The organism is Rhizobium croatiense, assembly GCF_019793465.1.
In the GTDB taxonomy this organism is placed as follows: Bacteria; Pseudomonadota; Alphaproteobacteria; order Rhizobiales; family Rhizobiaceae; genus Rhizobium; species Rhizobium croatiense.
In genome coordinates, this window is the sequence record NZ_JAILYJ010000003.1 from 304,221 (window position 1) to 316,343 (window position 12,123).

11 protein-coding genes are annotated in these 12,123 nt (G+C 63.7%); 3 read left to right on the forward strand and 8 right to left on the reverse strand.

The annotated features are described in order from the left end of the window. The first annotated feature begins 82 nt into the window (after positions 1–82). The gene (gene lpxK, locus K6M89_RS07085) at positions 83–1,129 is read left to right on the forward strand and encodes a tetraacyldisaccharide 4'-kinase (protein ID WP_222138909.1); all 1,047 of its coding nucleotides are present in this window, start codon (positions 83–85) and stop codon (positions 1,127–1,129) included. Positions 1,130–1,304: 175 nt separating this feature from the next. Here lpxK and K6M89_RS07090 read toward each other — a convergent pair whose 3' ends face one another. The 3 genes from K6M89_RS07090 to mutL form a co-directional block, all read right to left on the reverse strand. After that, positions 1,305–2,186: an AraC family transcriptional regulator gene (locus K6M89_RS07090; RefSeq protein ID WP_222139032.1), complete on the reverse strand. Its 882-nt coding sequence runs from the start codon at positions 2,184–2,186 to the stop codon at positions 1,305–1,307. A gap of 140 nt (positions 2,187–2,326) precedes the next feature. Further along, complete coding sequence (locus K6M89_RS07095; protein WP_003588271.1) at positions 2,327–2,557, reverse strand: DUF2093 domain-containing protein; 231 nt, start codon at positions 2,555–2,557, stop codon at positions 2,327–2,329. 67 nt (positions 2,558–2,624) lie between these two features. Next, positions 2,625–4,442: a DNA mismatch repair endonuclease MutL gene (mutL, locus tag K6M89_RS07100; RefSeq protein WP_222138910.1), complete on the reverse strand. Its 1,818-nt coding sequence runs from the start codon at positions 4,440–4,442 to the stop codon at positions 2,625–2,627. Between the two features lie 183 nt (positions 4,443–4,625). Here mutL and K6M89_RS07105 point away from each other — a divergent pair, with 183 nt between their 5' ends. Further along, positions 4,626–6,356: a response regulator gene (locus K6M89_RS07105; protein WP_222138911.1), complete on the forward strand. Its 1,731-nt coding sequence runs from the start codon at positions 4,626–4,628 to the stop codon at positions 6,354–6,356. A gap of 167 nt (positions 6,357–6,523) precedes the next feature. Further along, on the forward strand, positions 6,524–7,888 hold the full coding sequence (locus K6M89_RS07110) for a putative bifunctional diguanylate cyclase/phosphodiesterase (protein WP_097580037.1): 1,365 nt from the start codon (positions 6,524–6,526) through the stop codon (positions 7,886–7,888). Between the two features lie 94 nt (positions 7,889–7,982). On the opposite strand, the gene K6M89_RS07115 is transcribed toward K6M89_RS07110, so the two are convergent. From K6M89_RS07115 to K6M89_RS07135, 5 genes are all read right to left on the reverse strand, one after another. Beyond that, positions 7,983–8,588: a PRC-barrel domain-containing protein gene (locus tag K6M89_RS07115; protein ID WP_222138912.1), complete on the reverse strand. Its 606-nt coding sequence runs from the start codon at positions 8,586–8,588 to the stop codon at positions 7,983–7,985. A 221-nt stretch (positions 8,589–8,809) separates the two neighbouring features. After that, positions 8,810–9,697 (reverse strand): SMP-30/gluconolactonase/LRE family protein, encoded by an 888-nt coding sequence (locus tag K6M89_RS07120; RefSeq protein ID WP_097580035.1) that lies wholly within the window; start codon positions 9,695–9,697, stop codon positions 8,810–8,812. 4 nt (positions 9,698–9,701) lie between these two features. Next, positions 9,702–10,334 carry a 2-dehydro-3-deoxy-6-phosphogalactonate aldolase gene (locus K6M89_RS07125; protein ID WP_097580102.1) on the reverse strand — a complete coding sequence of 211 codons (633 nt, stop codon included), beginning with the start codon at positions 10,332–10,334 and terminating at the stop codon, positions 9,702–9,704. Positions 10,335–10,347: 13 nt separating this feature from the next. Continuing rightward, positions 10,348–11,262, reverse strand: coding sequence for a 2-dehydro-3-deoxygalactonokinase (locus tag K6M89_RS07130; protein ID WP_222138913.1), 915 nt, complete (start codon positions 11,260–11,262; stop codon positions 10,348–10,350). After that, positions 11,262–12,032: an SDR family NAD(P)-dependent oxidoreductase gene (locus K6M89_RS07135; RefSeq protein ID WP_097580033.1), complete on the reverse strand. Its 771-nt coding sequence runs from the start codon at positions 12,030–12,032 to the stop codon at positions 11,262–11,264. The genes K6M89_RS07130 and K6M89_RS07135 overlap by 1 nt, the downstream gene beginning before the upstream one ends. Between the last annotated feature and the right edge of the window lie 91 nt (positions 12,033–12,123).

Below are 12,123 nucleotides of genomic sequence, written 5' to 3' on the forward strand. Positions count from 1 at the left end.
CACCGGTTTTGGCTTCTCAATCCGGCCGGGTCGAAAAGCAAGGGGCCGGTTCTGAAGCCGGGCAGGGGAGCGGGACGGCAAGATGATATCCGAAGCGCCGCCGTTCTGGTGGAGGAAAGCCGATTGGCGGGCCTGGATGCTGGCGCCGCTTTCCTTTCTCTACGGCCGCGTCGCCGGCTACCGCATGGCCCACGCGCGCCGCGCCTCCGTTTCCGTTCCCGTCATCTGCGTCGGCAATTTCACCGTCGGCGGCGCCGGCAAGACGCCGACGGCGCTGACGATCGCCCGCGCCGCCAAGGCGAAAGGCCTGAAACCCGGCTTTCTCAGCCGGGGCTACGGCGGCTCCCTCGACGTGACGACGGTGGTCGATCCTCATCATCACCGGGCCGTCGCCGTCGGCGACGAGCCGCTGCTGCTTGCCCAGGAGGCGCTGACGGTGATTTCCCGCAGGCGCGTCGACGGCGCGAAGCGTCTGGTGGCGGAAGGCGCCGACCTCATCATTATGGATGACGGTTTCCAGAGCGCCCGGCTGGCGATCGACTATGCTCTGCTCGTCATCGACGCGACGCGCGGCCTCGGCAACGGCCATATCGTGCCGGCCGGCCCCGTCCGCGCCCCGATCCGCCAGCAGCTGCGCTCGGCGACAGCTTTGCTGAAGGTCGGCGGCGGCCATGCCGCCGACAGGATCGTCCGCATGGCGGCGCGCGCCGCAAAACCCTATTTCACTGCATCGCTCAAGGTACGCGGCGACGATAGGCTCGCCGGCATCAGGGTGCTGGCCTTTGCCGGCATCGCCGATCCCGGCAAATTCTTCCGTACCGTCGAATCGCGCGGCGCCGAAATCACAGTCGCCAAGACCTTCGGCGACCACGAGCACCTGACCGAGGAGGAGATCGGCGACATCCTGACGACCGCCGAGCGCCAGGATCTTCTGATCGTCACCACCTCGAAGGATTTCGTCCGCCTCGCTGGCCATCACGGCAAGGCGGCAGAGTTGGCGCAAAAGTGCCGGGTGATCGAGGTCGACATGGTCTTCGACGATCACCTCGCCCCAAGTCTGATCATCGACCGGGCGATCGTCGCCTGCCGCGAGCGGCGCCTGCGGGAGATGAAGGCCGGAAACCCGTAAAGCGCGTCGCGTCAATCATGATTCATGCGACGCGCTTTAGCCCTTTATTTTGATGCATGTCGTTATCCCGGAACCGCTGCATCACTTCCGGGCGACATGCATTAAACCGGGATTGGGCGGATAGCGGCCTGTCCGTCTCCTGCGCGCGGAAGCGGCAGGCCGCCGTCGAAGGGCGCTATTTCAGCGGCAAAAACAGTTCCGCGACTGTCTCATGCTCCGCCACTTCAGGGAAGAAGCGCAGCCGCTGGCAATAGATCGGGAAGTCGCGCGCTTCCTCGCCGCTGGCCGGCAGCCAGTCGCGATAAAGGTAGAGCGCGGCGGGCTCCAGGTTGTCGGTGTTGCCGACGACGCGCAGCACCGCGCATCGTCCGCCGGGAATCTCGCCGGCTTTGATCTCACCGCCGTCCGCCTCGATTGCTTTGTCCACCCCGACACAAAGGTCCACGCTAAAATCGGCGGGCGACGCGGGACGCCGCTCGGAGCGCCAGATATTGAAGGTCGGATTTGTCTTGGGGTGCAGACCGGCCCCCTGGCGCCAGGCGATGAAGCGCTGGATGGTGGCGCCGAGCGTTGCGGGATCGCCCCGATGCTCGATGATCGCCACCGGCGTGGGAGGCACATCGCGGATCGTCACGTCGTCAATCGTAAAAGTCTTCTGCATGAGCTTGCTCCTGGCGTTGTCGAGAGGCCCGAAGGCCACAAGCCACGGCTCCCAGTCGGGAGACTTCCGGAAAGACGAAGGCGATTGGCCGAACCGTTGCCGAAAGGCGCGGGCGAAGCCGTCAGGGCCGTCGTAGCCGGCTTCCATCGCTATATCGGTGACGCTTTGGGCATCCCTGTAGGCTAGCTGGTATGAAGCGCGCTTCATCCTGACGAGCTGGATATAGCGATGCACGGATAGACCGAAGGTCGCCGTGAACTGCCGATGGAAATGATATTTCGAGTAGGCTGCGACATTGCTCAGCGCATCCAGGTCCAGATCATCGTCCAGATGCCGGTCTATGTGATTCAACACCCGCTGCATGCGGGCATGGTAGTTTTGAAGCGCCGCCTTCATCATCCCGTTCTCCGTGGAGGCACCAGCTAAACGTTGGCGGACATGAGCGCTCGACCGATCTTGCGGTTTTGTCACGGGTCGCAGAACAGCCAAAGGCCGTTTGGGGTCACGCCAATTACAGGAGAACGGCGAGAATTGCTCTAACGCCGCTGGTTCGGCAGCACGCCGGCGCGTTTGTCGGCTTCGATCGCCGAGATCACGTCGGCATAGGGCTCCTGGCGGGCGACGCTCCAGTAGCGCAGCTCGTCGAGCGGGATTTGTTTTCCGGTCATCGCGCAGACGACGTAGGAGCCGGGCGAGAGAATCTGGAAATCGCCGTCGAGATAGCGGATCTTCGCCTCGCGGTTTCCGTGCCCTTCGAACAAATTCATGCGCTCCGTTCCCTGCTACCTGTCATGCGTCTGCCATACTCCCGCAACAGCGGCTTTGCCAGCTTTTTTAGCTTCTGCCGAAAAGCCGCTCGATATCGCTGAGCTTCAATTCGATATAGGTCGGCCGGCCGTGATTGCACTGGCCGGAGCCGGGCGTCACTTCCATTTCTCTCAGCAGCGCGTTCATTTCCTCCGGGCGCAGCCGCCGTCCGGAGCGAACCGATCCATGGCAGGCCATGGTCGCCGCCACATATTCGAGCTTGGCCGACAGGCCGGACGCCGTGTCCCATTCGGCGATCTCGTCGGCAAGCTGACGGATGAGGCCGTGCGCGTCGACCTCGCCGAGCATCGCCGGCGTTTCGCGCACGGCAATCGCCCCGGGACCGAAGCGCTCGATCGCCAGTCCCAGTTCCGAAAGCTCGGCCGCATGCTGCATCAGCCGGTCGCAATCCTCCTCGGTAAGGTCGATGATCTCAGGGATGAGCAGCACCTGCGAGGCGAGCCGCTTCGAATGCAGCGCCTTGCGCATCGCCTCGAACACTAGCCGCTCATGCGCGGCATGCTGATCGACGATGACGAGCCCGTCCTCGGTCTGGGCGACGATGTAGTTGGCGTGGATCTGGGCGCGTGCGGCGCCGAGCGGATAGCGCCCGGTTGCTTCGGGAGAGGCCGGTTCGGGTGCGCCTGGCTGGGCCGAAGGCGGCGGCTCGGCCCGCGCCGTCGGCATCGATAGCCCGTCGAAGGACGCCTGCGGCCGTTCACTGAGACCGCTTGCCGGCTGGTAGGGCCGAAAGGGCGAGGTTTCGGCCGACCATGGCGCCTGTGGCCGTTGCGCATGGGATTGGAAGCCGGGGCGGAAGGCGCGCAGCATGTCGCTCGCTCCTGTTGTCGCCGCCCGGCTGCCGTCGCGCGCCAGGGCCTCGCGGATGGCGCCGACGATCAGGCCGCGCACCAGGCCCGGGTCGCGGAAGCGCACGTCGGATTTTGCCGGATGCACGTTGACGTCGACGAGAGCCGGATCAAGCGTGATCGACAGCACCGCCACCGGATAGCGTCCTGAAGGGATCGTCTCGGCATAGGCGCCGCGGATCGCCGAGAGGATCAGCTTGTCCTGCACCGGCCGGCCGTTGACGAAGGCATATTGATGAGCGGAGTTGCCGCGGTTGAAGGTCGGCACCCCGGCAAAGCCGGTCAGCGCGATGTCCTCGCGCACGGCGTCCAGGAGAATGGCGTTATCGCGGAATTCCTTGCCGAGCACCTGCGCCATGCGCGCCAGATGATCGTCGCCGGTCGCCGGAAATTCCAGCGTCGTGCGGTCCGAACCCGACAGCACGAAGCGCACGGCGGGAAAAGCGATCGCCATGCGCTTGACGATCTCGGTAATGGCGCCGGCCTCGGCCTTTTCGCTCTTCAGAAATTTCAGCCGCGCCGGCGTGGCGAAGAACAGGTCGCGCACTTCGACAATGGTGCCGGGATTGGCGGCGGCTGGCCGGAGATGCACGATCTTGCCGCCGGCAACGGTGATCTCGTGCCCGCCGGCGCTGTCGCGCCTGCGGCTGGCGATGCTGAGCCTGGCGACGGAACCGATCGACGGCAGCGCCTCGCCGCGGAAGCCGAGCGTGCGGATATCCTCGAGCGTCTCGGAGATCTTCGAGGTGCAGTGGCGCCGGACCGCCAGTTCCAGATCGGCCGCCTCCATGCCGGAGCCGTTGTCGCTCACCCGCAGCAGCGCCTTGCCGCCGCCTGCCGTGGCGATCTCGATGCGCGTCGCCCCGGCGTCGAGCGCATTTTCGATCAGTTCCTTGGCAGCGCTCGCCGGCCGTTCGATGACCTCGCCGGCGGCAATCTGGTTGATGAGCGTTTCGGAAAGCTGTCTGATGGCCATGGGCTATTTTCGGGGATTCGCGGGGTGGAGGGAAGGGGATTCCATAGGCTTTACAGAAGCGTGATCTGCGGCTCCCCCGTTTCGACGGTCGGCAGTGTTAAGCCGGTTTTAACAGAAAAATGGCATTTTTATTCATATACCTCCGGAAGCTGCGAAAATCGAACAGATGTGGGACGCAATAGAATGAGTGCCGGCTTCGAAAAGGCGGACACGTCATCGGAAATCGACGGGACTCCCGCCGAGGCCGATCTGCAGACGGCGCTTTTCGATGTCGTGTGCGACGGTCTTTCGGCAGCGTTCATCATCTACGACAAGAACGATCACCTGATCTTCGCAAGCCGCCAGATCCTCGAATTCTTCCCGCTGCCGGCCGAGATGCTGAAGCCGGGCACGCGGCTGCGCGATTTCCTGGGCGCGATCTACGATACCGGCGTTCGCCAGCAATATGACGTCAGGCAGGGCGGCTCGCTCAGCCGCGAGGACTGGCTGTCGCAGAAGATCGCCTCGCATTGGCGCGAGCGATTCGACGCCGTCGAGCGCCATGGCGCCGACAGCTGGGTCCGCTTCGTCAAGCGCCGGCTGCCGGGCGGTTACGGCGTCACCATCGTCTCCGACATTTCCGAGGACAAGAAGCGCGAGGAGCAGTGGCGCTCGGATCTGGAGCGCGTGCAGCTCACCGAGGACATTCTCGACAACCTGCCGTTTCCGCTTTTCGTCAAGGACCGCAACCTTATCTATGTCGCGGTCAATCTCGCCTTCTGCGAGAAATACCAGACCACCGCCGACGAGGTGCTCGGGCGCAAGAGCGGCGACCTTTTTTCCCCCGAGATCGCCAAACGCTTCGAAGAGAGCGACCGTCACGTGCTGGAGACCGGCGAAATGTCGATCTCCCGCCAGCGACAGATCTCCCGAGACGGCATCGAGCGCGACATCGTCAGCCGCAAGCACCGAATCGGCAAGCCCGGTCTCTATTTCCTGGTGTCGACGACGCAGGACCTGCCGCGCGACGGCGCCGATCTCGAGGAGTTCGACCGCGCCTCGGCGATCACCACCTCCGCCAACCAGAGCTATCGCCGCGCCTATGTGCCGGTGAAGAGCGCGGTGGAGCGTCGCGAGCCGGCGGCGATGGAAGCGATCGTTCCGGAGAATTTCTCCGGCCGCAAGATCCTCGTCGTCACCGCCGACCTCGCCGCCGAGGCCGCGGCTTTGCGCACGCTGTCGAAATACGGTTTCGAATCCTGTTCGGTGCGCGGCGAGGACGAGGAGGAGCGCTTCCTGGAAATCGCCACCTCCTCCGGCATCTCGCTCGATCTCTTGATCATCGACAATCAGATGGGCATGCGCTGCCTCGAGCTCTCGGAGCAATACGGCATACCGGCGCTCGTCATGGACGGCTTCCAGATCGCCAATGAGCTCACCTTTCAGATCGCCCGCCATTTCAATCGCAACAGCCGCAACAACGGCGCCGGCACGGATGCCGATTGGGAAATCAGCATCTCCGACGACGCGGTCGGCCTGCAGGTTCTCGTCGCCGAAGACAATGATATCAACCAGATCGTCTTCACACAGATCCTCGAGGGCCTCGGTTATCGCCATATGATCGCTGCGACCGGCGACGAGGTCGTGCGCCTCTGGGCCGAACACAGGCCGCAGGTGGTGCTGATGGATATTTCCCTGCCGGGCTTCAACGGCTTCGAAGCCGCGCGCCTGATCCGGCAGATGGAGGAAGCCGGGGTCGCAGCCCGCACCCCGATCATCGGCGTGCTCACCCAGGCCTTCGAGCGCGATCGCGCCGAATGCGCCAAATCGGGCATGGACGACGTCATCATGAAACCCGTCAGCCCCGACATGCTCGAGGCGGTATTTCAGAAATATCTGGTGGAAGAGGGCGTTCGGGTTCGAACGAGCGCGTGATACTGAAAAATATGGCCGTCTTCTCGTGACGGCACCCTGCTCTCGCCGATAGCGTCAACCCCTTAAATTTGGGACGAATCGGGCTGTCAGGGCGGCTGATTTACTAGCGAATTGTTAATAAATGCCGGTCATTCTTTGCTCGGCTGCGGAGGAAAGCTCGGGTTTGGATGATGAAATCGGCGGACATGGCTTCCTTGACCGTGAGTCACAATGAGCTTCAGGCGATGGCCTATACCGATCCGCTCACCGGATTGGGAAACCGCAATCGCATGCGCGAGAAGGTCCTGCAGATTTCCGCCGAGCGCGCCAGCGATCCGGCTCCCTTCACCATCGGCATTGCCAATCTCGACAGCTTCAAACCGATCAACGATCTTTTCGGCTCCTCGGCCGGTGATGAAATCCTCTGCCAGGTCGCCCATCGCCTCAAGGCCTGCATTCCGGACGGTGCGCTGGTCACCCGTCACGACGGCGACGAATTCGCCTTCGTGCTGCCGCTGATTTTCGAGCGGGCGAGCGCGGAGAAATTCGGCCAGATGATCCGCGAGGTGCTGTCGGCGCCTTATGATCTCGGCGACCGCAACGTCCGTCTCTCCGCCTCCTTCGGCTTTGCCATCTACCCCTTTGCCGGAGAGGACTGCGAGGAGCTGCTGAAGAGCGCCGAAACGGCGCTCTATCGGTCCAAGCGCCGCGGCCGCGGCCAGATCACCGTCTATTCGCGTGAGATCGCCCAGGAGATGAAGCGCGCCACGCAGCTGGAGCAGGCGCTGAGAAACGCCATCATATCGGACGCGATCGACGTGCATTTCCAGCCGATCGTCTCGTTATCAAACAACCAGGTCGTCGGCTTCGAGGCGCTGGCGCGTTGGAACGATACCGATCTCGGCTTCGTTTCGCCCGGCGTCTTCGTGCCGCTCGCCGAAGAGCGCGGTTTCATTGACGCCCTGTCGGAAACGCTGCTGCGCAAGGCCGCGGAAGCAGCGCTTTCCTGGCCGCGCGAACTCTTCCTGTCGTTCAATCTTTCTTCGGCGCAGCTGATGGATCCCGGCACGAGCGGCAGCATCCTGTCGATCCTCGGCAGGGTCGGTTTCGATCCGCATCGTCTGGAACTGGAAATCACCGAAACGGCGGTGATGGGGTCGGCCGACACCGCCCACCGCATCATAGCAGATCTGCGCGCCGCAGGCGTGCGCATCTCGCTCGACGATTTCGGCACCGGCCAGTCGAGCCTCGGGCGCCTGCGCGACTTCATCTTCGACAAGATCAAGATCGACCGTGCCTTCGTCTCGCGCATCAATTCCGACCGCGCCTCCGAACACATCATCAAGGCGATCCTTGCCATGTGCGACGGCCTGGAACTGGAAGTCGTGGCCGAGGGAATCGAGGATTACGCCGAGGCGGTGAAACTGCGCACGCTCGGCTGCGGCATGGGCCAGGGCTATCATTTCGGCCGCCCGGCCGATGGCATCGCCACGCTGCGTTTCCTGCACGAGAACTACTACGACATGGCGATTGGCGAGCGCGTCAGCGCATAAGCCATTCCGCTTGCAATTGCGTTCAATGAAACCGCCAACAAAGCGATGGCGCCCCTAGGAGCGCCATCGCCTACGCTATACTACCGCGCGCGGTTTACTTAGGCGTGGTCGAGCCGGTTGCCGTTGTATCGGTACCGGGTGCGGCCGGGGCCTTTTCTGCAGACTGCATTGCCAGCGTCTTGAACTCAGGCGCAGCCTTCAGCGATTCAGCCGTCTCGGTGGTCGTCAGCTTGAGGCTGCCGTCCTGGGTGTTCTGAGCGATGGCAATCTTATCCATCGGCACCGCGACGTTCTTTTCGCCGATGCCCAGGAAGCCGCCGACGCCGACGATCGCAGCAACGATGCCGCCGTCCTTCTTGAGGATGAGGTCGTTGATGCTGCCGATGCTTTCATTGTTGGGGTTATAGACCGACTGGCCGATATAGGTGTTAGCGCTGATCTGATCCGGAGCCTGCTCCGTCAGATAGCTGCCCTCAGCCACATCCGTGCTCGGTGCTGCGGCCGGAGCCTGTGCGGCATCGCCCGCGGGTTTGGTGACGTCAGGGGTTACCGGCTTGGGGGCAGCCGGATCAGCCGGCGCTGTCTGGGTCGGAGCAGCGGGATCCGCAGGCTGCGGCGCGGTCTGCGAGAAGGCCGCCGGTGCGAAAGCCGTGGCAAACAGCGCGCCAACGGCAACGGTCGTCAAAAGTTTGCGTGTCATTTCGAACCTACTTTCATTTCCCTAGAGTGAGCGCTGACCCGGCAATGCGTATTCCTTGCCGCGCCGGTTCGTAGGGAAAATGAGCGGTGCGCCGATTGGTTCCGGTTGAAAACACGGAAAATTTCTCGATTCTCACGGAACTTTTATCCAGGCATGGCCGCCGAAACGAGAAAGCGCCCCCGCTCGGGAGCGCCTTGCATGGCCGTCGTCAGACGCCGTCTTCAGATGACGTAGACGGGATCGAACACACCCTTGACCCCGATGCCGAGTTCGAGCAGCGCCCCGGCTGAGGGCTGGGCCGAACGGGCGTCCTCGTCGAGCCCTTCCCAGGCTGTCGTCACCGCCAGCCGGTCGGCATTGACGCCGATGAAGGCGGGGCAGGATGGCTGGACGGCGGGAACCTTGTAGCGCGAGATGCGCAGACCGTCGGGATTGTAACGATCGACGACGCCGGCGCCCCAGCGGGCGTTCCAGATATAACCGTCGGCATCGACCACCGAGCCGTCGATGTCGCCGGGCTCGTTCATGCTGTCGACGAGCACGATCGGCTCGCCCGCCGGCAGGCCGGTATGCGGATCGACCATGACGCGCATCAGCCGGTTGATGCGGGAGTCCGTATAATAGCCGATCGTGCCGTCGGGCGAGAAGCAGATCGAATTCGGAATGCTGATACCGTTGAAGATCTTCGTCACCTTGCCGCTCGCGACATGATAGATGGCGCCGGCCTGGTTTTCCGCCCGCTTGCTCATCGTGCCGATCCAGAGCGCACCGCAAGGGTGGGTGCGGCCGTCGTTCGAGCGGTTTTCCGGCCTGTCGTTTTCGAGCGCGGCGTAGAAGGTGAGGTTGCCGCTTGCGAGATCGCGCACGAAAAGCCCTTCTTCCGTCGCGATCAGCTGCCGTCCGGCGTCGATGCGGGCCAGCACGCTTGCCATCACCGGCAGCGGGTGCACCTTTTTCTCCCCCGTCGCCAGTCTGAGTTCGTGCAGCTCCTTGCCGAGGATGTTGAACCACCAGACCGTATTGCTGTCCGGATCATAGGTCGGCCCTTCGCCGAGGACGGAATTGGTGTTGCAAAGGGTCTTGCCTTCGAACTCGTAGATGTCGGTCATACGCTCACGCTCCCATGGCTGCATCATAGGCGTAAATGGTCGTCTTGGCACGCTCGGCAACCTCTGCCGCGGTCATTCCCGGCTTGTAGAGGCTGGTGCCGAGGCCGAAGGCGAGGATGCCGGCCTTGGTGTAATCGGCGAAATTCTTGTCCGATACGCCGCCGACGGCGGCAATCGTCAGTTCCGGCGGCAGGATCGCGCGGATCGCCGTGATCCCGGAAGGACCGAGCACGCTCGCCGGAAAGAATTTGAGCCCGGTGGCCCCGGCCCGCGCTGCGGCCAGCGCCTCGGTCGGCGTGAAGACGCCTGGCATCGTCACCATGCCGTATTGGCGCGCCCGGATGATTACCTCTGGCTCGACATTCGGCGTCACCAGCAGCTTGCCGCCGGCCGCATTCAGGCTGTCGACCGCCTCGACCGTCAGCACCGTGCCGGCGCCGATCAGCACCTCGGGCGGCGCCATTTTGGCGGCGATCTCGATCGATTTGAACGGCTCCGGCGAGTTGAGCGGAATTTCGATCGCCGTCAGGCCGTTGTCGATCAGCGCGCCGACGACGCTTTCGGTCTCGTCCGGCCGGATGCCGCGCAGGATGGCGATCAGCGGGCGCTTCATGTCGGGGAAGGGGATACGGTTCATCATGTCAGCTTTCTCAATTCGGCCAGATGGCTTCGGCGGCGGCCGACAGCCCGCGGCGCACGGCGGCATCCGCATCGATGGCGGTGAAGGCAAGGGAAAGGGTTTTGAAGGCCTGTTCGTAGAGCGTCTGCAGGCGTCCGGAGGCGACGAGGGTGATGCCTGAGTTGGCGGCATCGTGCAACGCTCCGGCGATTTCGAGGCCGATCAGCGTGCCGGAGAGCCGGGCTTGCGCGGCAGCGGCGGAGATCCCGTGCAGCAGCTGGCCGGAGCGGGCGGTAAACAGCAGGTTGGAAGCAAGGGCCGGCCGGGCGAAAGCGGCCGAGACCGCCGCCTCGAAGGCGGCCGCATCGGCCGGCTGCGCCTCGGCTCCGGCAACGGCATGCGCAAGGATCGTGTGTTTGCTGATTGCGTCGAAGAGCTCGCCGGTCATGAAGGTGGAAAAGCCGCTGACCTTGCCGTCGCTGACATGCACCCATTTCGAATGCGTACCGGGCATGCAGACCGCCTGGGCGCCGGCACTCGTGCTGCCGAGCGCGCCGAGAAGCTGGGTTTCCTCGCCGCGCATGACGTCGGGTGTCGCCGCCTGCCGCTGGGCAAGGCCCGGCAGAATGCGGATATCGCGGCTTTCGCCGGGCACGGAAACCGCGCCGGTGAGGATGGCCGCAAGCGGCGTGGGCACGTCGATATAACCGGCCTCGATCCAGCCCTGCCTGGCGCCGGCCATGCCGCAGACGATCACCGGCAGGTTTTCCGGTGCCTCGACAGCGGCGAGATGGCTGGCAAGCACGGCGGAAAAGCCGGTTTTTGCAGCGCTCGTCATGCCTTCGCCGCTGCGGCGCTCGGCAAGGACGCTGCCGTCCCGGCCGATCAGCCACAGCCGGAAGCTGCTGGTGCCCCAGTCCACCGCGACATAAGCGGGATTCGTCATTACAGAATGCCTCCATCGACAATCAGGGACTGGGCGGTCATTCCGGCCGCGCAGTCGGATGCAAGAAACAGGCAGGGACCGACGATCGCATCGGCTTTGAGCGCGACCTTCAGGCATTGCTGCTCGACCGAGTGGGCGATGCTCTCTTCGGTCAGCCAGAGCTGCATCTGCCGTTCGGTGACGACCATGCCGGGCAGGACGCAGTTGACCCGGATATTTTCCGGGCCGAGCCTGCCGGCCATGCTCTTCGTCAATCCGACGACCGCGGCCTTCGCCGCCGCATAGGAGGGAAAACCGCCCATGTTGAGCTTGAAGGCGATCGACGACATATTGATGATCGCGCCGCCGCCGGCGGCCCGCATCGATGGCGCCACAGCCTGCGAGGTGAAAAACACATGCCGCAGATTGACCGCCTGGTTGTTGTCCCAATAGGCCTCGGTGACCGCGTCGAATTCGTGGCGGTCGTCCCAGGCGGCATTGTTGACGAGCACGCGGATCGGCCCTGAAGCGGCAACGACGGTATCGACGGTGCGCCGGATCGCCTCGATGTCGCGCAGGTCGGCATGATAAAAGGAAACCGGATGCGCCGTCTCAAGCGACAGCCTCTCGACAAGTGCACGGCCGGCGGCCTCGGCGATGTCGATGAAGGACACCTTGGCGCCCTGACGCGCAAAACCTTCGACGATCGCCGCACCGATGCCCGATCCGCCGCCGGTTACGAGCACGGTTCGGTCTTTGAACTCCGGAAACTGGGCTGACGTCGCGGTCATCGTCTTCTCCCGAAGAGGTATTGTTCCATTATTTGGAACTGAATTTGACTATATGGAATTATCGGATTATGCTGCCCTTTCTGTCAAGGGC

What these genes read in the sequence shown, in the direction of transcription:
- lpxK (WP_222138909.1), top strand. Translation starts at nt 83, where the DNA reads ATGATATCCGAAGCGCCGCCGTTCTGGTGGAGGAAAGCCGATTGGCGG.
- K6M89_RS07090 (WP_222139032.1), bottom strand. Translation starts at nt 2,186, where the DNA reads ATGAAGGCGGCGCTTCAAAACTACCATGCCCGCATGCAGCGGGTGTTG.
- K6M89_RS07095 (WP_003588271.1), bottom strand. Translation starts at nt 2,557, where the DNA reads ATGAATTTGTTCGAAGGGCACGGAAACCGCGAGGCGAAGATCCGCTAT.
- mutL (WP_222138910.1), bottom strand. Translation starts at nt 4,442, where the DNA reads ATGGCCATCAGACAGCTTTCCGAAACGCTCATCAACCAGATTGCCGCC.
- K6M89_RS07105 (WP_222138911.1), top strand. Translation starts at nt 4,626, where the DNA reads ATGAGTGCCGGCTTCGAAAAGGCGGACACGTCATCGGAAATCGACGGG.
- K6M89_RS07110 (WP_097580037.1), top strand. Translation starts at nt 6,524, where the DNA reads ATGATGAAATCGGCGGACATGGCTTCCTTGACCGTGAGTCACAATGAG.
- K6M89_RS07115 (WP_222138912.1), bottom strand. Translation starts at nt 8,588, where the DNA reads ATGACACGCAAACTTTTGACGACCGTTGCCGTTGGCGCGCTGTTTGCC.
- K6M89_RS07120 (WP_097580035.1), bottom strand. Translation starts at nt 9,697, where the DNA reads ATGACCGACATCTACGAGTTCGAAGGCAAGACCCTTTGCAACACCAAT.
- K6M89_RS07125 (WP_097580102.1), bottom strand. Translation starts at nt 10,334, where the DNA reads ATGAACCGTATCCCCTTCCCCGACATGAAGCGCCCGCTGATCGCCATC.
- K6M89_RS07130 (WP_222138913.1), bottom strand. Translation starts at nt 11,262, where the DNA reads ATGACGAATCCCGCTTATGTCGCGGTGGACTGGGGCACCAGCAGCTTC.
- K6M89_RS07135 (WP_097580033.1), bottom strand. Translation starts at nt 12,032, where the DNA reads ATGACCGCGACGTCAGCCCAGTTTCCGGAGTTCAAAGACCGAACCGTG.